At 38.3% G+C, this 20510-nt stretch carries 18 protein-coding genes and 1 pseudogene; 15 read left to right on the top strand and 4 right to left on the bottom strand.

Annotated elements, in window-relative coordinates:
• Positions 1 to 40: 40 nt before the first annotated feature.
• From NG792_RS08170 to NG792_RS08160, 3 genes are read right to left on the bottom strand one after another with little or no spacing between them, the layout of a single operon-like run.
• Entirely contained in the window at positions 41 to 3589 is a 3549-nt protein-coding gene (locus NG792_RS08170) for an RNA dependent RNA polymerase (RefSeq protein WP_261235117.1), read from the bottom strand.
• 52 nt (positions 3590 to 3641) lie between these two features.
• Positions 3642 to 6209 carry an alpha-ketoglutarate-dependent dioxygenase AlkB gene (locus tag NG792_RS08165; protein ID WP_261235116.1) on the bottom strand — a complete coding sequence of 856 codons (2568 nt, stop codon included), beginning with the start codon at positions 6207 to 6209 and terminating at the stop codon, positions 3642 to 3644.
• Between the two features lie 35 nt (positions 6210 to 6244).
• The gene (locus NG792_RS08160; RefSeq protein ID WP_261235115.1) at positions 6245 to 7615 is read right to left on the bottom strand and encodes a hypothetical protein; all 1371 of its coding nucleotides are present in this window, start codon (positions 7613 to 7615) and stop codon (positions 6245 to 6247) included.
• A 221-nt stretch (positions 7616 to 7836) separates the two neighbouring features.
• Here NG792_RS08160 and NG792_RS08155 point away from each other — a divergent pair, with 221 nt between their 5' ends.
• The 15 genes and pseudogenes from NG792_RS08155 to NG792_RS08085 all read left to right on the top strand — a co-directional run bounded on the left by NG792_RS08155 (position 7837) and on the right by NG792_RS08085 (position 19699).
• Complete coding sequence (locus NG792_RS08155) at positions 7837 to 8121, top strand: hypothetical protein (RefSeq protein ID WP_261235114.1); 285 nt, start codon at positions 7837 to 7839, stop codon at positions 8119 to 8121.
• 103 nt (positions 8122 to 8224) lie between these two features.
• On the top strand, positions 8225 to 8911 hold the full coding sequence (locus NG792_RS08150; protein WP_261235113.1) for a phosphoadenosine phosphosulfate reductase domain-containing protein: 687 nt from the start codon (positions 8225 to 8227) through the stop codon (positions 8909 to 8911).
• 15 nt (positions 8912 to 8926) lie between these two features.
• Positions 8927 to 9157, top strand: coding sequence for a hypothetical protein (locus NG792_RS08145; protein WP_261235112.1), 231 nt, complete (start codon positions 8927 to 8929; stop codon positions 9155 to 9157).
• A 562-nt stretch (positions 9158 to 9719) separates the two neighbouring features.
• On the top strand, positions 9720 to 10067 hold the full coding sequence (locus NG792_RS08140) for an ASCH domain-containing protein (protein WP_261235111.1): 348 nt from the start codon (positions 9720 to 9722) through the stop codon (positions 10065 to 10067).
• Position 10068: 1 nt separating this feature from the next.
• Positions 10069 to 10545, top strand: coding sequence for a hypothetical protein (locus NG792_RS08135; RefSeq protein ID WP_261235110.1), 477 nt, complete (start codon positions 10069 to 10071; stop codon positions 10543 to 10545).
• Between the two features lie 1339 nt (positions 10546 to 11884).
• Positions 11885 to 12607, top strand: coding sequence for a hypothetical protein (locus NG792_RS08130; protein ID WP_261235109.1), 723 nt, complete (start codon positions 11885 to 11887; stop codon positions 12605 to 12607).
• 99 nt (positions 12608 to 12706) lie between these two features.
• Positions 12707 to 13633 carry a macro domain-containing protein gene (locus tag NG792_RS08125; protein ID WP_261235108.1) on the top strand — a complete coding sequence of 309 codons (927 nt, stop codon included), beginning with the start codon at positions 12707 to 12709 and terminating at the stop codon, positions 13631 to 13633.
• 306 nt (positions 13634 to 13939) lie between these two features.
• On the top strand, positions 13940 to 15421 hold the full coding sequence (gene iscB / locus NG792_RS08120) for an RNA-guided endonuclease IscB (protein WP_261235107.1): 1482 nt from the start codon (positions 13940 to 13942) through the stop codon (positions 15419 to 15421).
• Positions 15422 to 15513: 92 nt separating this feature from the next.
• Positions 15514 to 15699, top strand: a complete 186-nt coding sequence (locus NG792_RS08115) for a hypothetical protein (protein ID WP_261235106.1) — start codon at positions 15514 to 15516, stop codon at positions 15697 to 15699.
• Between the two features lie 736 nt (positions 15700 to 16435).
• Positions 16436 to 16894 carry a hypothetical protein gene (locus NG792_RS08110; RefSeq protein ID WP_261235105.1) on the top strand — a complete coding sequence of 153 codons (459 nt, stop codon included), beginning with the start codon at positions 16436 to 16438 and terminating at the stop codon, positions 16892 to 16894.
• A gap of 81 nt (positions 16895 to 16975) precedes the next feature.
• Positions 16976 to 17650, top strand: a complete 675-nt coding sequence (locus NG792_RS08105) for a hypothetical protein (RefSeq protein WP_261235104.1) — start codon at positions 16976 to 16978, stop codon at positions 17648 to 17650.
• Positions 17651 to 17719: 69 nt separating this feature from the next.
• A complete protein-coding gene (locus NG792_RS08100; RefSeq protein WP_261235103.1) occupies positions 17720 to 18238 on the top strand; it encodes a phage N-6-adenine-methyltransferase in 519 nt (172 codons plus the stop codon).
• Complete coding sequence (locus NG792_RS08095) at positions 18238 to 18567, top strand: hypothetical protein (RefSeq protein ID WP_261235102.1); 330 nt, start codon at positions 18238 to 18240, stop codon at positions 18565 to 18567. Before NG792_RS08100 ends, NG792_RS08095 begins: the two co-directional genes overlap by 1 nt.
• Positions 18568 to 18641: 74 nt before the next feature.
• A pseudogene (locus NG792_RS08090) lies at positions 18642 to 18821 on the top strand (hypothetical protein); the annotation flags it as partial.
• Positions 18806 to 19699: a DNA cytosine methyltransferase gene (locus NG792_RS08085; protein WP_261235101.1), complete on the top strand. Its 894-nt coding sequence runs from the start codon at positions 18806 to 18808 to the stop codon at positions 19697 to 19699. The pseudogene NG792_RS08090 and the gene NG792_RS08085, both read left to right, overlap by 16 nt.
• Here NG792_RS08085 and NG792_RS08080 read toward each other — a convergent pair.
• Entirely contained in the window at positions 19671 to 20180 is a 510-nt protein-coding gene (locus NG792_RS08080; RefSeq protein WP_261235100.1) for an HNH endonuclease signature motif containing protein, read from the bottom strand. The genes NG792_RS08085 and NG792_RS08080 overlap by 29 nt on opposite strands.
• Positions 20181 to 20510 lie beyond the last annotated feature (330 nt).

The raw sequence follows: 20510 nt of genomic DNA, 5'->3' as shown, positions 1-20510 counted from the left end.
CTTTGATGTTTGCTCTAGTTTATAGGTTAGACGAGTTTTATTAGAGAGGAGAAAAGATAGTTTCGTGAAGTTTAGGGATTCGGCGAACATAAGCCTGAATTTGCCGACCTTCTGGAATAGCAACACAACCCAAAAATAAACTACCAATAGGAGTTGGAACATTGCCCGTTCTTCCACATTGAACAAAGACAATTTGACGAGTAGTTCCTGATGGAGTAACAAACTCCTCTGTCCACATAGTTACTTGTTCATCCCAATCAGCAAACATATAATTCTGGTCACCTAGTGCTGGATAAATCACATAAGATTTTCTAGGTTTTCCTTGAACAGTCACCTCAACCGAGTTTTCACTTAAAGTTCCATCCGACTTGCGATAAGATTCAATTTGGGCAAAAATGATTTGACCGACTTCAATACTGGTAATGTTTTTCGTCTCTACAACTCCCAAATTTAGATAAGATTTGGGGTCAGGGCCTTTAGTTACAATAACAATCGAGTCGGTTTTGTTTTCTTGTTTCTTTTGTCGGGGATGAGGACGTTCATCACTGATATAAATACTTTGGTCCTCAGCCGACACATAAAAATATTGAGATTCAGGTAAAGTTCCATTCAGAACAATATTTCCTTGTTTATCTTGATAAGAGGTAGTTTGTTGAGATTGAACTCGAACAAAAACCGGGGAATTATCAGGAGAATTACCCCCACTGATATCAACATAAACAATTGAACCATTAACTAAAAGATGTCTAAATAAACCTCTATTTCCTTCATTATCTTCATAAGGAGATTCAGTAGGAGGAGCTTGATTTTTTACCAGGATTTGTCCATTGGGAGATAAGTAAAAATGTCGATTCCCAATCGGTTCATCTAAAACAACTTGATTATTGTTGTTTAGATATTCAACATCAACTTGAGTATTTTCAAAAACATAGACAAAACCATCATTATTGGTATAACCAAATTGATTGGGACCAATACTACGACGGGATAAAGCGATATCACCAGCTTTATTAACGTAAACAGCGCGACCTTTAGCATCAGGCCAAAGAACCCAAGTAGAACGACTTAAAGACTTTTGAGTACCAATTAGGACAACATCCCGAGGTTGAGAAAAAGGAACATAACTCGCATAATTAGGTTGGTCTTGTTTCTGAATACCATAAATGACAAATTTGTATTGACCCGAAGCTAATTGTGCAGCAATAATATCAGGAAACAGTAAAAAGGGCAGTCCAGCTTTACCCATAGGATGGTCATCAGTATCACCAGCCCGTTCATTATGAGCTACCCACCAATAAGCGATGGCCCAACTTCTAAGTTTTTCAGCAGCAATTTGTTTATCATAAGCGGCGAATAAACGCCGTTGTAGTTCCATGCGCTGGTCCTTAGCATCTCGTAATAATTTACGAATGGCTGAATCATCGGTAGAAAGAATACGGACAGCATTGGTTAATCGGCGATTATATTCACGTTGACCTTCTCGGGCATGGTCAATTTGCTGTTGTGTAACTAGACCGGCAGAAATAGGATTAATACCGAATAAATATCGGAATTTATTGGAACCTAGTTTTTCAGGACTAGGAAACTCAGCTTCTTTCCAATATTGATTAACTTCCCGAATCATAAAGGAAATCGTATCATCATCAGTTCCTGGAGCGCCCACCTCCATTGGTCGAGAAAGATATGCGGCTCGACTTTTATAATCACTTTGCCAAACCGGACGTTTAGCACCTCTTGTTAGAATTTGAGAAACTAACTCTAAAGCCTTAGTATCTCTAGCTAAATCATTCTTGAATCTATCTACTTCATCTTGTAAGGCTTGAGAAAGGACTTCCAAGACAGTTCGTCCAGTTCCATCGGGAACGATTTCCTCTGTTAGACCTTTAGCTTGAGCATACATAATCATACTGGCAACTGCACCAGTTTGATTATCCATACTACGCAAAGCTACTTGTTTGAGAGTATTTTGGATAGGAGATTTGGGGGCTTTGATAACACTCGGACGACGACGATAATGAGGAGAACTTTCATCATCCCAATCCCGAATACGTTGAGCAATATTGGGTAATTTTTCGGCTTTGATGGCATTCCCATAATCTCCATCAAAATCCCCACCTTGACCATGAGGAGCTTTTCCATCGATTCCTGTTCCGCCAAAGGTGACATGACTTGTGAAAAACACTCCATTATATTCGTCATTGGGACTGGGAACACAATCCCATAATTGAATATCTCCCCAATGTCTTACTGGATATCGATAACTAATATGTTCTACTTTCTCCAGATGTTTACATGAAAATGTCATATCTCCTAAAGAATCATCAGGTTGAGCCATAAAAGAAGACATACGGACAGCACCATTGATTGCTAATCTCCGCCATTTTTTCTGAAGAGACCGAGAAACTGCATCAATAACATAAGGATGACGTTCAAGAATTCTATTCTGGTCATAATCCAGCACTAATGACAATGCTGGCATATAGACTTCAGCATTATCATCTATCTCATCTTCTGGGTTTCCTCCTGCCCAGATTGCCATCAGTTCATCAAACCATTTATTGGGTAATTCGGTATCTTTTTCATCAACGGTGATATTATTTCGTTTTGGGCTAAATAGTTGAGCTACTTTATAAACATCCCGAGATGCGATCGCCTCTACTATTTTTTCACATTCAGCCCTTGTTTCTGGCATAATATCTTGTTCAATGATATCGATTGGAAACCAAGACCAAATCTGAGTACCACCACGACTTTGACGTTCTTGAGCCTCACCTAATGCTGCAATATAAACCTTGTCATATATGATTGTAAAACCTGTAACTGAAGGTTTAAAAGTTTTGAAACAACTTTCAGGCAAGACTAAATCAGTTTCTAAATCATCAACTGGAGAAACTGTACCTTTGCCCCAAATTCCCTTTTCTCTTTCAATAGGGATTCCCAAGCGAAATTGTATCGGGGTTCTTTCCCGAATAAGTTGTTGGTCTACAATGCCTTCTAAAAGTAAATCCAATAGACTGGTTTTGATTTTACCATGAGCATCACCAACATTATAAGGATTTTCAGCACCGGGGACTGGTCTATTATTTTGTAATTCTGGGTCAGGAACAACTAATATTCTGGCATTCTTCAGGGCAAATAGAGCTTTGTTTTCGCTTAGGCAGATGGAGCCATAATTAATCCGACCCATGTTAGCTTTTTCTGGAGGAAAATAATATTGACCAACAGTTTCGGGAAAGGATAATTTTCGGGTAAATAGGAAATGTCCATGTTTTCTGGAACCCCCAGCTAAATCTAGAGAAAAGTTATCATAGTCATCTAATACCACTTCATCTTCTGGAGTGGAATTTGTTGGAATAGCACAAACTGAAAAATCATGGTCTGGATGTAATGCTGACAATATAATATTGTTGTAGACTGTTTCAGTTGCTAAAGCAATTGCTGTTGAGGTTTTATCTCCATCTTCTACCCATTTTTTATTTTTTCCATTCCAGACCCCCATTTCTGTCCTAGAAACAATTTTTTCTAAGTCTCCACTGGGAATAACTGAAACCAAATTGTAAGTTAAAACAAATCTATCAGTTGGACTCATGATTTTCTCCTGTATTGTGTATAATATTCAGTTCAGATTCAGTTCAGTCTTTTTAAACACCTTCTTCAAAGAAGAAGAGATTCATGGTACTGCGTCTTGAGTTAACTCTCTCAACTTCTTCGGCTCCTTCTTCAAATACCATTTCCAAGTTGTGTTTATCTTTAAGAGCGGCATATTGAGTTGCATCTTCACTACCACTGGAACCACCCCTAACGATGAAAGCATAAAGACAATTACAATCATCAACAATCACCTTATTCCGTTCTGTACCGGCATTGCTTCGTTCATTTGAATCTTCTATTCGTCGGTCAGAAGGAATTAATTTAGGTCTCCAATTAGGGTCAATTTGTCCAGTAGCATCACGTTTAGGAGTTTGAACCCAATTAGCTGGATGAACGATAATAGGTAATCCACGGGCAATGGCTGCATCTTCAGCATAAGAATCAGCCCCTTTAGCTCCACCACTGACAATTTTACAATCACCAGGTAAAGCATTAATAAATTGAGTGATAGCACCTTTTGCCCAGGCAGCCGAGCGAAATTTTCTTGACCCAATTACTGCAACATAAGAACCATTTGGAACAGCGGCACCATATTTAGCAAATCGTTGGGGGTCATCTAATTTAGGAATTGGGTCAGGTAAATTTATTTTTGGTTTTCTGACATAAGCAATCAATGTTTTATTTAGTTGATTAAATTGTTGCATTAATTGCTGAAGTTCGGTATCCTCAGCATCCCATTGAACAAAGAGATAGTTCAAGTTAGAAGTTAAAGGTTCAGAGGAAGTAGTCCAATTTAAGTCAGTGGGTAAATTAGAAGGTAATTGTCCATGAACTACTACATCTTGATATTTTTGACTAATCAAATATTGTTGAACAAATCTATCAAATCCTGGATTATCTCGGATATGAACCACAGGATTTCGAGTAGGAACATCATTCAGTTTAAGATACCATTTTCGATGTTTATTCTTTAATAATGTTTCAATCTCCAATTCCATTCTGGGAGTCAAGTTTCCAATAAGATTACTTAGCCCAGCCATGCCCAGATGAAGCCGAGTATCACTTTCAACTGGAGCATCAGGTTCATAAGGGACACGATTATTTTCAATCATCCACAAAGCAGCTTTGTGAATTATGTGTCCATGACAAGGTAATGGGTCACAGTGACAAACTAATTCTACAGGTTTTCCTTGAGCTAATAAAGAAGCTACATTATATATAGCTGGATAAAAAGGAGCCAATTCATCTCGAATTAGAGGCCAGGAATATTTACGGAATTTGTCTAAAACATCTTCGCGGGTTCCTTCTTTACCAATTGGATAGGGATTATTCATAGGACTACGGGCAATACCTTGACTACCACCTCGACCAATATAAACCCGGGAATAGTCTGGAGTATGCCAATTAGTTGAAGAAAAACCAAAAGAGCCGGTATCTCTAATATTGGTTACTCGACAATGACCTATTGAATTTGCTCTCCTATTTGGCGATAGTGTGGATGGTGGTTCTTCCTCTGGAACATCTGGAATATTTTCCGGTTCCCCTTCATCTGTTCTTTCATCCTCCACCAAAACTTCCCAAATTGGTTTATTTAATGTTTCAAAGTAATTTTTGGCGTATTGAGTTCTTTTTTCTGTGCCATTAGTTGCCAATAATAGATAATCTGCTTCTTCCAACATTTCCATTAATGGGGCTGGTTCATTTCCCACATTGCGTACTGGATATGTTTGTGGTACATTTTCATTCCCCATATTGTAAATAAATACACTGGGATATTTTTTACTTCTGAGATAAGTAATAGTAGGTCTATCAAATCCAGGTAAAGAACCTACTAAAATTTCAGATGGATTTTTCGGTTGAGGATTTAATGTTTTTCTAAAGGTCATTGCGTCCTCCATTTTTTCAATGATTGGAGGAGTTAAAGTTTCAATCGATTGATTTCCCACAAATGAGAAAATAATAGGTTTATCTTCTTGATTTAATGGGTCTACCATCCTTCCTGTGATACTGATACGTTTATTCCCTAATTCTGATGATTCAGAGACTTTACCGGCTCCATAGAAACATAAACGTTCATCACCATATAAAACAACTAAATCAGCATCTTTTAGTTCATAAGTAGTAGTCATGGTTCGGTTGATGCGACGAAGTTGAGCGGCAGGAATACGACCTTGACCATCAACTTGACCAGCAACAATGAAAGTACCACTACCAAAGGATATTGAAATAATGGGAGCTTGTTTATTACGTTCACTTGTATCTTGATGGAAATTCAGAATCGGTTTATCTGGCCGATTCATATCCATATCAAAAACATCGATTGCCACAGTTTGGAGTTGAAACCCCGGATATACTTTTTCTCCAATAGGTTGAATCAGATTTAAAATTGCCGGTGGAATATCCGGCCATCGTTGATTGGTCATTGGATTAATTTTCGTATATCCTTGAGTTGACCACCAGCCAAATGTTCCGCAATTGGTCATAGAATAGCGCATTTTACCGCCTCTATCACCTACTGCTGCTTGATATAATGGAGCTTTTTCTATTACTGTATCTACTGCTGATAGAATTTGAGTTCGTACAGATGAAGCAAATCCTGGTTTAATTATAATTGGCATGACTGAGTTCCATTTAATTTGATTAGACTGGTGTATTAAACAGGTTTCCATTGACCAGAGGGAGTGCCGATATTATGTTTGGCACTGAATTGGTCATAAAATTCTTGAGCTACTGAGTTAGGAATTTTTACAGGGGAAGGTCCTGATAAATCATAAGATTCTACGACTTTTGGTTCTTTACCATTGGCTCCTTCTACGAAATCGATACCTAATCCCATAATGGTTTGATATTGAACTGCGTTATCATTAATTTGGACTAAATCATTTTTAATCTTATGCAATTCATCACGAATCTGATTAGGATTTAAGATATTGGAATAAGCAAAGGCGGGTGCATTATCATTGTCGGCGAACACATAAAAATGTTCAGCAAATCCTTGTTCATCTTGAGATAAGCGAATTGCTGCAATGATGATAATAGAGGATAAGACAATGAAAGGAGCATAAGCCATTAAGAATCCCCAGGCGAATCCTTGCATAGCGGTATATCTCCAGATTTTGGGGAGAAGATGAACATTATTTCTTAAAGCATCAGCAGCGAGAAATCGTAAACCATTAGCGCCGGTTGCGGAGAAATATTTAAGAACAACACTAGCTGATACTTGAGCTAAAGCTGTGGCTACTGACGTAGCCATCGATTTCAACAGAATCCCAGTTAGGAAGAAATTAGCAATTTGAGTAACTAGAGTTGTGATTGTTACTACAGTGGGTACTGCTACTGCGGCTACTGGAGCTAAAATTATTGCTCCTTTTTCTGGTTCTTCTTCAATGGGTTCAGCAAATTTTTCCAATAATTTTATGACTTGATTTAATATTCTTCTGGCTTGGGTTCGGGCTGCACCTTCTGCTGTTTCTAATAGGGCTTCCATTTCGTTTTTAGTTTGATGAAGGAACGCATAAGCATCTCCTTCTTTTTGCCGCATGACATTTTGTGCATCTTCTGCCATTTCCGGAATTGAATCTACTAATTCTTCAATCTCCGCTAATTTTTGAGATAATTCTGGTAATTTTAAATTCACATTATGGGCATCGATTGCTCTGATATAGAGATTATATTCTGTTGTTCCGAAACTATTATTGTTTAACATAGTATTTCCCACTTGTGCTAAATCTTCATGGGTTTTACTATTAAAAGCTAAATTAACTCCGTAAATCGACTCTAGGGTTAACAAAACTGCTGCGGTAATGATATCTCGGGCTTCTTTTGCTATCTCAATGACTTTTTTAATAGGTTCAAATACTGGTTCACCCATTGATTCAACAAATTGAACCAATGGCAGATTCCTAAACCATTCTTGAGGAGTATTTAAGACGTTGTTAATATCCTCTGTGATAGTCAGGATTTCTTTGCCTAACCAAAAACTGTCTTTAATTCTCTCTCTTAAATATTCAAACGCTTCTGCCATCTTTCCCCTCTCTTTTTTCGTTTAATTCTCCTTCATAGATTATCATAATATCCTGACTTTGTAAACCTCCTATTAAACTGAATCGTTCTTGTTGTGTATTGATATTTAATCTCATTTTATTCAAGAATTTTATTAATAATTTGCTATCATATAAATAACTTTCGTTGAATTTACTGAGTTTTTCACTTCAGTTTGTCAAGCAATTAATCACCGGAGGGAATATGCAACACCAATTGTACGGATTGAGGGGTAAAGTCTACGTCAAAAAGTTAAAAGAACTTTATGCTGAGTTGGGGCCGTTGATTCAACAGGACTTTAACCAAATTATCGAATCAACGGGTAAGTTTACACCTTTAAATTTGGGTGAACTTTGCATAAAGCACAGAATTCCCGTTACAGTCATGGATGATTGGCTATCTACTTTGACCGCTTACCCGACCGGAACCTGGGAAAACCTGCGAAGCCGAGGGTGCAAAGCCAGAGATATCGGAGTGGTCTGGAAATAAACACTGGGGCCTAGTAGCAGGAATTATTACAGTCAAAACGGCATTGGCAATAAATTCAGAAAAGACTCCCAAGCTACTTGAGCATCCGCGTCAAAATTGCCTTATGAATCAAAAATTTACTCAACTTTCTTTTTTCTCAGAAACAGAAACAGAAACATTTTCGGAAACAATAACAGAAATATTAAAGAGAAAAGAAACAGCATTAGCAATAAATATCAGTGGGGGGAAAGATTCACAGGCAATGTTAAGGTATTTGAGCAAGAGAGCTAAAACAGAAAACTGGCAATGTCACATATTCGTTATCCATGCAGATTTGGGCAGAATTGAATGGCCGCAGACATCAGAATTTGTGGAGAAGTTGGCATCGGAGAGTAACTTACCCTTAGTGGTGGTTCGGCGTTGCCAGGGGGACATGATAGATAGATGGGAAGCCAGATATGAAACATTAAATAGTCAAGGGAACAGCAAACCATTCTGGAGCAGTGCCAATGCCAGATATTGCACCAGTGACTTGAAAATTCAACCAATAAACAAATACTTAAGACAGTTTAAATTGGTAGTCTCAGCTATGGGGATAAGAGCAGACGAATCTCGGAATAGAGCAAATAAACCAAATCTGTCAGTTAGAAAAAATATCACTACCACAAAATTGATTGAATTATCTCCAGATGAGGCATGGAAAAGATGGAAAGCTAACCCCTCTGGTAGATTGGCCTTTGACTGGCTTCCTATTCATGATTGGGATATTGAGCAAGTCTGGAATCAATGTGGAACCAGTGTAGAAGATTGACAACGCCGCCGACAATTGACTGATTCTAAAGCCGTTGATGGCTGGCTTTGTCATCCAGCTTATGTTTTAGGTCATGGCAATGAACGCTTGTCTTGTTCGTTTTGTGTTCTGGCATCGGTCAATGATTTGTCTAATGCCATAGCTTATAATCCCGACACTTATGCCCACCTCGTTGCCCTTGAACAACAAAGTGGTTGGTCCTTCCAGCATAATCGTTCTCTTCAATCTTTGTCAACTCTGTCCTAGTTCGTTTTATGCAAACTAAATGTTTTAAGACCCCTTGACGGATGATATGGATGAGCCAGAACTTGCTTCAGAATCCAGTCGATGGTGGGTTTTGGTCATCAATCCATAGATGAAACCCATACGAGCGTCTGTTTTGGCCTGAACACCTGTCCTGAAGACCTTGCTGAAGACCTTGTTGAAGACCTTGTTGAAGACCTCTATCATAGTCTGGGGCTAGGTTTCAGTTTTTTTGAAGACCGGCGATGCTTAAAACTTATCCTCAACTTAATTTAGGTGGCGATCGCCATTAAATCAATCCTCTAATTTTCTGATGCAACTTTTAGAAAAGTTAGTCTTCAAGTCTTCAGAATCTATATAGAGCAAAGGTTTCAGCCGTCAGTTAGGTCTTCAGTAGGTCTTCAGTTAGGTGTTCAGTGGTCAAATCATGCGCCAGTCGAACGCATCCTCATCCTATTCTGTCTCATGGTCCCAGTTTGATTAGAAATGGTCCCATTGTTATGAGATGATTCTGCCAATCGAATCCAAGCCAATACACTTAAATTGCTTTTCCCGGGAGAAAGTTATGCCAGCTATAAATTTTCAAAAAAGATTTGCAATGGCTGTCCAGTCGGGAACTAAACGACAAACAATTAGAGGATATCGAAAACGTCGCTTTGTTGTGGGAGATAAACTGATGTTGTACACCGGCATGAGAACAAAACTCTCTCATTTCTTAAGAGAATCCACCGCTATTGCAGTCCATGATATTAAAATAGAAGAAGACAAAGTTTATTTGGATGATTTAGAACTAAATGAGGAAAATTTGTTGAAATTAGCCAACGATGATGGTTTTGAATCTATCGATGAGTTTTTTGATTTCTTTTGTAGCACTCATGGTTTACCTTTCTCGGGTCAATTAATTAAGTGGTAAAATGATTGATAAACAATGGACTGGAATAGAAGAAAATTTGATTATTAAAGCAGGATTTGAGTCAGAATTTTATCCTTTTTTATACTCATTACCAAGGTTTAAAATAGAGAAAAAATGGACGGGATGGAAGACTTTAGATTATGTGGGATGTAGTCAAGCAAGAAAACATCAAGATACTATCTCAGCACCCCAAGAATATTATGCGTTTTTGGTACTGAGAAATGATGGATTAATCGCTAAAGGCATTAATCAACCTAGACTAAAACTGCCAATTCAAAAACCAGGAACTCTGATTATATTGAAACGGCATTCCTATCATCATGTGATTGTAGATAATCGTCTGGGAAATAATCAGGACTCAAAATTTTGGATTGCTTTAGGTCAAGTCTTTGATGTTAAACCGACAAGATTTGAAGTTTTTCAATTATTTCAACAGTTTTTGATTCAGAGGCTATCGCATAAATACAGTGATATTTAATGGAGATTGACCATGTTGAAATTATTTGACGAAGAATTCAAGCCTTGTGGATACTACACTAAGTCAATGCACGAAAATGGTGAATCATTAACTTAAACTCATATTGAACAATTATCCTCTACTAAAATTGGTGATGATAAATATAGAATCAATGAGTTTCGTCAACCATTTGATTTGACATTTATTTATCAAGACCAAGTGGTTTGGGCTAAAATATGCGCCAAACAAGATTCAATGTTTCAAATGATGTTTTCGGGGTTTGGCTCGGGTGAATGCAGTTTTGAAGAACTTTTAGCAATGGATGCTAGAATCCATCGATATTCTTGAGAAAATAGAGCAGTAAGTGTTGGCGGAGCCTTTGCGTCAGCACTTACATCATCGGGGCTTGGGGATGATTGCTTTATTTTTTTGAATGTTCGCTTAACTCCGAACATTAACTCCGAACATTAGACTCCGAACATTAGACTCCGAACATTAGACTCGCCAACAACTCCGAACATTAGACTCCGAACATTAGACAGACTCCTGAATGATTTGTTACCGAGTGCCTTTGAATGTTCGAGCGCCATTGAATGTTATGCCAAGCGCCGTTGTTGTTCCAACCAGTTTCCGAGCGCCATTGGTGTTTTCTTAGATTTTTTAGTAATCAACACAAAACACTTGACTTATACTTTAATGTTTTGTTAGAGTAAGTATAGACGCAGGATTGTCCAGCCTGGTGACTGGAGCCTTAAAACGGAGGGCTGACCGAAAAGGGATATTGAGCCGGTAGTCGGTAAGATTCAAGTTTGCGAATCCACCTAACTGCATTGATTTGTGGGTTAATCTCAAAAGGATTAACACGGGGAAGGGCGTTTTGTTGAAATCTGCATCAATATTTGAGGGGTTCGATTCCCCTATCCTGCATTTCTCTTAGAATCAGTTTCCTAAAAACGTTTTCTGTTTCTAATTTTGTTTCTGTTTTTAATTTTGTTTCTGATTTGGGGTTTGATTATGGGTTAGGGCAGAAGGGTCAGGGGCGAGTCTCCGCTATTCCTCCACTATTCCTCCACTATTCCTCCACTATTCCTCCACTATTCCTCCACTATTCCTCCACTATTCCTCCACTATTCCTTTGTTCTGATATTGTCAATGACCCAACAACTATCCCCAACAGCTAATCATTAATGGTGATTCGGAGATTCAGAGAGGGATTCAGAGAGGGAAATGGCGATCGCATAACGAAAGGAAGTTGAACTCAGGATTGAACTCAGGATTGAACTCAGGTTCAGGGTTGGATGTTGGTGTATTTTGCTGTATTTTGCTGTCGCTGAAGTGAGTGAGATTTATTGAGGTGCAAATGTCATTAACATCAGAGTTGGCGAAAAAAGGGGAGTTCTATCATGCAGTGTTGAACTTGATAGACCCTCAAAAAGCAGCAGTTTTAATCAAAGAACATCAGCAAAAGTTAAGCAAAATATACTTTCCACCAGTAAAAGGAACAGATTTTCCCTTGGTAGGAATGGCAATAATTTATGCAGTGAGGGAAAACCTGGCCAGGAAATTGCAAGTGAGTTGGTTCCATGAGACGGCGGCAGGTCGGATAATGGATAAACCAATGCTTGAGGGACCGGCCAGGTATATATTGATGGCTTTAGGCGATAAACAAGCTCGAACCAGTCGAAATCTATATGTTTATAGTCCCAAATCGTTGTTGCCAAGTTATCGAGAATCAATAGAAGATGTGGCTCAAATAATCTCATCATTTGATGTCATCCTCCCTGAACCAGAAATGCCATTTATCCCAAATCCAAGTTGGATACAGGCTGATGCCAATCTACTCATGAATGGGTGTTTATGGGATATCCGAACAACCAAAAGCAAATTCCCCTTAAGTATGGACAATATTGTTCAACAAGTTGCGTATTTAGTGGTAAACCGGGGAAAATACCTAATTAATTCAATGGGGATATACTATTCACGGCAAGAGTGCTTTTTTCGATATCCCATTAATAAAGTCTTGAAACCTGGATTTCATCAAGTTTCATCATCAGAACAACCAATTGTGGATTTGAAATTGTAAACTATTCAAATAACGGCAAGTTGGTTGATTTGTCGTTATTTGATAGTTATTTGAAATAGGGCTATCGCTGGAAAAAATTGATGTTAGAGGTTTTGAATAATGAAAACATTAGAATGTCATAGCAAGGGCGATACTAGATTTAGTCCATTTTTCTGCGATGTCAAAGTCTTTGGTATAAACAAATCCATTGAGAACCACTATCATTGCAGTAAGGTTTTTGAGATACCTACTGGCAAAATCGTATTTCCTAATGATTGGAGACAGTCGAAGAAATTAGCTAAGTCGGGAGCAAAACAAGTGGCTTGGCAAATCAGTGAAATAATGTTTCCAATCCGCAGTGATGCAACAGGACGTTATGCAATAGATGATTTCGGAGTACAATGGTATTGTTGTTTGTGGTATAAACACTTAAGGGAAAATCCCTGGAAAGTAGAATATGTCAAAGAATTTGATGAATTCAATGACCCATTTGCAGGGAAATTCCCGTTCTGCCAAGCCAAAGTAATGGAGAAAGTAAAGAATGAGGGATTGTACGGATTACGAGGAATGGCAACAGAACTTTGGCAGCTATTACACCAAGACCTAGCTGGAGGACTGAAAATCATTCGTGCCAATTTGTTGGACATTGAATATGGAATGATTTGCCATCAAGTGAATCTTAAGGGAGTGATGGGGGCAGGTTTAGCCAAACAAATACGCGATAAATATCCCCAAGTTTATCAACAATACAAAAATTGTCTTAAAAATAAGTCGTTGGGAGATATATTGGCAGTTTCTGTTGCAGATAATTTGATGGTGTTGAATTTATTTGCTCAAACCGATATTGGAACCGGACAACAACAGACCAATATGACAGCATTGAAAGAATGTTGTGCTGCTGTACGTCGATTTAATCGGGATTGGGATTATATGATGCCTATTTACCTGCCATACAATCTAGGATGTGGATTGGGTGGGGCAAATTGGTCTGAAGTATCTAAGTTGATTGAAGAAGAACTGCATACCTCTATTATTTGTCGAATTTAAACCTATTGGGATGATGCACCTTGCATTGTCCCTTTTTTTTCTTGGTAAAAATTTGTCAACGACCCAACACTAATTAAAATATAGTGTGGGCTTGTAATCAGTATTGCAAGTCTTGAGTTGACCAGACTAAGTGAAGAACTACGTTATTACTAAGAGTTAAAGACCTACCTACGGATGCTTGCAAGTCTGTAGCACTAGAACTGAACAGTTAAATATTCTATTTGGGTATTGAAAGTGCTGTTCGGATAGTTACCGGGTAATAACATTGTCGATGCAAACATTACTGAATAAAGGAGGGACGCAACAATGTCCAAAACCAATTACGTTTTAGTTGTAGATACCAACAAACACCCTTTATCTCCTTGTAAACCTGGAGTAGCCAGGTCATTACTTAAAGCAGGTAAAGCAGCAGTTTTCAGGAGATATACATTCACAATTATCTTGAAAAAAGAAGTTGAAGGCGATATCCTAAAGTCTCAGATTAAAATAGACCCGGGTAGTAAAACGACTGGATTGGCTTTAGTTCAAAATGGTGTAGTCATTTGGGCGGCTGAACTTCAGCATCGGGGTCAATTAATCAAGCAATCTTTAGATAATCGTCGTAGTCTAAGAAGAAATCGACGTAATCGTAAAACTCGTTATCGTCAACCTCGGTTCCTTAATAGAGTCAAATCAAAACCTAAAGGTTGGTTGGCTCCAAGTCTAATGCACAGAGTAGAGAATGTATCTACTTGGGTTAACAAACTAATTAAATTCTCGGCTGTTGATTCAGTTATGATGGAATTAGTTAGGTTTGATACTCAAAAGATGACGAACCCTGATGTCAGTGGGGTTCAGTATCAACAAGGGGAATTAACTGGATATGAAGTTAGAGAGTATTTGCTTGAGAAGTTTGATAGAACTTGTGTCTACTGTCAGGCTAAAAATGTCCCATTAGAAGTTGAACATATCCAACCAAAATCTAAGGGTGGCAGCAATCGAATATCTAATCTGACTTTAGCTTGTAGACCTTGTAATCAGTCCAAAGGAAATCAAGATATCCAAGACTTCCTTAGTGGTAAACCTAGTTTGCTAAAACGAATATTGAATCAAGCTAAACAACCACTGAAAGATGCTGCGGCTGTTAATTCTACTCGTTGGAAATTAAAGGAAAGTTTAGAATTGACTGGGCTTCCAGTATTTACAGGGAATGGAGCATTAACAAAATACAATCGTTGTAGATTAGGATTACCCAAGACTCATTGGTTAGATGCAGCAAGTGTTGGCGAAATTGATAATTTAGTTATCGCAACTCATCAACCATTACTGATTAAAAGTTTTGGGTTTGGTTCTAGGCAAATGTGTAGAACTGACAAATATGGGTTTCCAACTCGTCATTGTTCCAGACAAAAAGTCCACTTTGGATTTACTACCGGAGATATTGTTAAGGCAGATATTCCCAAGGGTAAATATGCTGGTAAATATACGGCACGGGTTACAGTTAGGTCTACAGGTTCATTTGCAATCAAATCCTTAACTCATGGTAAGCAAATTGATGTCAATCATAAATATTGCAAAGCTATTCACAAGCTAGATGGTTATGGTTATGGCTTTGGTGAGTTGATAAACATCAACCCAACTAAACTTAACCCAGTTGAAACCCAAATAGTTAAGGGCAGAACAGCAGCCAATCCAACTCAACTAAATTTGTTTGATAGTTCAATATTTGCCGTTGAGTCTAGTGAATCAAAAATCCATAAGAAACAGAAAGTCAAAGGTGATGATTATGAACAATTAAGTCTGTTTTAAGTCTTGGAGAGGAAAGTAGTTTATATGTTGGCTGTTTTCCTCTCACCGTTAAATCAAAGATTATAACGGGAGTCCCCAACAGCTAGAAATTTATGGAAGAACTACAAATTTTTGCTTGGGAAACTCGATTAAATGTTACAATTTTAGAAACCGCGACTTCTTGGCAAACCGAAATAATAAATTATTTTGCATCAAAAGGGGAATCAGAGTGTTATCCAGCCTTATCGACCAAATATAATAAAAGTCAAGAAGTAATTGTTCATTTTTTTTACAATTAATCATCGTGCAGAAACCCAAATCTGTGCTGAATTAATAATTCCTAATCAAACTCAGATAATTTTATCTCAAAAAGAAATCAATTACTTATCATCAAAACTTGGCCGCAATTATCTAAAAGGGTGCAATCAATGGCTAATATACCTCAATCAAAATCCCAGAAAATAATTCACAATAATACTCAAAGAATTTTAGGGATTATTGGTGCAAGACCTCTGTTGTGTCATTCATGGCAACGAGATAATTTACTCTGTCCCGGTTGCCCACCAGGTAATGTTTTCAAATGTTCACGCTGTCAATTGCTTCTTCCCTGGTGCTGTGGTAGTTTAGATGTCTTTCCAGATTGGTGCGATATTTGCGTTAATGACTACATTAAATTAGAAGGCTGGCCTGAATAATCACAATTATGCACAGAGTGCGGAGCGTGTATAGGCCAAAGCCTCGCTTGACTGATTATGCACAGAGCTTGGCTGATTATGCAATTGGCAGGGGGTTCTGTATGGAGGCGCGTATAGGTGATCGCCTCGCTTGCCTGATTGTCGGTCACCCTTGGCGCACAGAGCAATCTTTAACTGAATGCGATTATGCACATAGCTTTGAATCGCTCATCATTGATTATGCACAGAGCTTCGCGATTATGCACAGAGCTTCGCTTTCATGACCGGCTGACGGTTCTTCATCTCGTTGCTCTCGCTTAAATTATCGGTGTAACCCTAAACCTAGCTTTTTCAAAAACCAATGACATATTCAATAACAGCCCTTTGCGGAAATGGTATTACAGCAGTAAAAATGGCTCGTAAAATGCGCTTATCTTGCTATAAGGAAGAATTTAGCCCGTATGTAAAAGGAGTATTTAATCTATCTTTGGACTGGGACGATGATAAATATCATCATCTTTTGCAAGGAATACAAGTTTTTCCTGAGTCTTGTGGCAATTTTAATTATTGTCGAAAGATTACTTCTTTCTTGGACGATGAATATTATCTTTACTTTTGTGGGGAAGTTTCCAATCAGTTAGTCTGGGAATATATTGAGTTTGAAGAGGAGAAAACCCTGAATTTATTAGGTGAATGGGCTAAAACCAATGAAGAAACTGACAAAATTATTCATTGCATCAATTATTCTCGGGGTCAGAATCAGATTCTTAGAAATGTCCATTCATCATTAAATCCATTGGTTCCAATAAGATTGATATAAATTCCTTGGGGGTAACCATTCCCCTAAATTTTCCTTCCTTTGCTCTCGCTTCTTGTGGTTGATGTTTTTCAATTAGTTACCATGCCCGAAATTGCTGAATTAATTCAATCAGTTACCTCCTTTCAAACTGAAGGAGTTGTTTGTGAAATAACGGACGGTAAAAAGATTTATCGATGGTTTGCTGATTCAGAACGCTATTTTATTGATTTTGCAGATGACTACCATCAGCATGGGTTGATTCAATACGATACTGACCAGGATGCACCATATTTTGGGGTTTGGATTAGTCCAACCAAAATGCTTACATTAACTTATTGTGAAGGGGATTGGAGTCTTGTAATTTGTGACAACCCAATTACCTACAATTCTGAAGTTGATTTGATTGTTGAATTTTACGAAAAAGCTCCAGGATTTGTATCAATTGATATTGATGAGAAAACAATTACTAAATATTATCAATCTAAGTCGGACCTTTATCTTCAGACAATTCCTCATGAACAGTTGTCTAAAGATTATCAATCATCAAACCGAGTCTTTCATCAAATCTCAAAACATGATGCAATTCAGATGTTGGGTGAAGTTACTCCCCTCAAACAAGATGGATTCAGTTTTATTTGCTCTGAACCAAAATTTGCAATAAATGGACAAAACATTTATCTTGCTTGCCTGGAAAAACAGAATAAGTTCTGGGCAATCTTAGCAATTTTATCTGAATGGGATGAGTTGTTTGAATGGCTCGATAACCAACTCTCATAAATTGATAAATCCCCCTTAACTAAATCTGGGGGATTTACTGTCTCATTTTGGAATTTAGTGAGGTTTTCAATGACAGAAGAAATTGTTTGGAATAAAGATTGTTGGCAAACACCTAATACGGAAAAACAACCCATATTATCTTTGGTTCGAGATGTGTTTGATGGTCCAATCTGTCTTGACCCTTGTACAATGCCAAATAATCCAACAAAAGCTAAGTATTATTTCACTGAATCTGATGATTTTCTGAGTCAGACTCCTTCAATGATTTATGACAATTGTTGGATGAATCCACCTTTCAGTAAACCAGCACCATTTCTTGAGAAAATGTTTGATTGGTATAAAACTGGTCATATTGTCCAAGCAATTGCCTTACTCAAAAGCGGTACTATGCACAATCAAAGTACCAGTCACATTATCAATCAAAGCCGAAGTATTTGCTTCTGGAGAAGTCCCCGAATAGCTTTTTTGGATAATCTTGGTAATCCTAAGAAAAAAGCTGATTTTGACTGTATATTGGTCTATTTTGGACCCGACCATTGGGAATTCTACAAAACATTCAAATCAAGAGGAATTATCAGAAGTCACTGATGAGGAGAAACCAAATTAATTCAGAATCAGTTCAATTAAAACTAGATTTGTTTCCAAAAATTAAACCCGGTCAAGTCGTTAAAATTATTGGAAGAGACTTCACCGGCCATTTTGATTTGAAAGGATTTAAGGCAATTGTAGAATGTCCAGCTACTGGATATCATGGTGGAATCTGGTGTTGGATTCAGAGATTCAAACTGGGAACACTATATCCAGTTATCCTAGAGTACGATATTTATAGTTTAGAGATGATAGGTGAATTCAAAACACCTTGGTATAAACTATCGCCTCGTACTCAACAATCTAAAATCAAATCAAATACTCAATAATTACCCACAAGTCAAGTGGTTTAATTATCACTTGACTTAACTCACTAAACAAAGGAAAAACGCAACTAACACTACAACAACAACTCCTCTTGAGAAATTTCGAGATTCAGGTTGATAAGATGAATCTTGAACAAGCGAGGCTTTGGCCTCTTAAGCTCCGCGCTCAGTTTTTTCTTAAAGAATTGTATAAACAAATGATGGTTAAAGAGGCAATGTATCAACAGTTTCTTAGGGAAAAATGGAAAATCAAGTAAAAGCTATCAGTTTATTTAGTGGAATAGGAGCATTTGAATATGCGGCAACTGAATTTGTTTTCGGACCAAATTATCGAACAATCCAATTTGTCGAAATTGAACCCACAGCCCAAAAAGTCCTCCAGTCCCAGTTCCCAGGCATCCCCATCCACGGAGATATTAGAACATATCATCCCCCAATCATGCGATCGCCAAGCTCAGGAGGTGGAGAATCAGGTGGAGAATCAGGTGAAGAATCAGGTGGAGAATCAGTCCAAGATTACGCCTCAGTCATTATTGGAGGATTTCCTTGCACGAACACAAGCTGCGCCGGTTCAAGAGAAGGACTGGCTGGTGATGAATCAGGACTCTGGTACTCAATGCTCAGAGTCATCCGTGAGGCCCAACCAGATTTCGTCATCATTGAGAATCCCGAGGGCCTTGTCCACAGAGGACTTAGAGAAGTTCTTGCCTCTCTCAGAATGGCAGGATATCAAACAGAAGTTGAAATGTTCTCGGCGCAGGAGTTTGGTGCTCCCCACCGAAGACTCAGACTCTTTATTCTTGCCTACGCCGACCGGCTTGCCATCCAGCAAAGGAAAGGGTGGACCGGCTGGGATGAACAAATTGGAAGTGATATTGAAAAAACAAGGGAGATTGGAGCGCTCCCGCAAACTGAATCCACAGTTTTGCCTATGGATGCAAGGATTTTCCCCTACTTGGCTGGATTGTCTTATTCCGGCTGGTGGAAACACAACTCACCACCAGTTAATATTGGACTTCCCCTCAGAACACCAGGAAGGAGGGCAGCTATAAACTTGGTTGGACAATCTATAGCTATACCTCAAGCTGTTTGTGTTTTACTGCGCCTTAAGTTTCTTTGTTCTTTGTTAGATTAGTTGTAATGAACTCCGAATAGGCAACGTGCTTCCAAATTTTTCCATTTTTAATTCCTGAAATTACTTTTCTATCAACACCATACAAGTTTGAAATTTCTTGACAGTTTAGCTTACCTTCAGATAGTAAGCATTTAATTTCGACAACATCGTCTTCACTAAGTTTCGCTCTTGGATTCCTAGAACCTATGGTTGAGCGCCCTTTGTTTGCCATGTCAGTCATGTTTTCTTTTTGAGTGCCAAGAAACAAATGCTCTGGATTGACACAAGCTCGGTTATCACATTTGTGGCAAACGTAAAGGTGCGAGGGAATTTCACCGTAGTTTAGCCTAAACATTACGCGAGAAGCCTTTTCAGTTTTGCCATTAACACGGATTCTGGGATAGCCATAGCGACAGCAGCATAAATCTGTTAACCAGCAGTCGTCTTTAGAAACAATGTGGCTTTCAATGCGTTGTTGGAGAGATAGCTTGAGGCGAGGCATGGTATTTAAAAGTAAACGTCAAACCCAAAAAGCGAAAGCATTTACTTAAAGTTGGTTAAGATTGGTTAAGATTTATATTACTTAAGCAATGCCGAATTTAATGGGTTTCCCGATTGGGTACACGGATTGCATCTATCCGGCTGGTGGGCAACGAACCCCCCGCCAATTGATGTTGGAGTTGAACCCCGAACCCCCGGACGACGCGATGCCATAAAACTCTATAGCAAATCTATCTGTATCCCACAGGCGATCGCCGTTCTGCTTCGTTTACAATCTTTGCTCCAATTGCTCTAATCGAAGATAGCTAAATTCTCTGACCTCTCGGAGATT

It is taken from the genome of Laspinema olomoucense D3b (assembly GCF_025370785.1).
Classification (GTDB): Bacteria; Cyanobacteriota; Cyanobacteriia; order Cyanobacteriales; family Laspinemataceae; genus Laspinema; species Laspinema olomoucense.
Note: the sequence above shows the minus strand (reverse complement) of the source record. Positions and strands in the feature narration are given on the sequence as shown.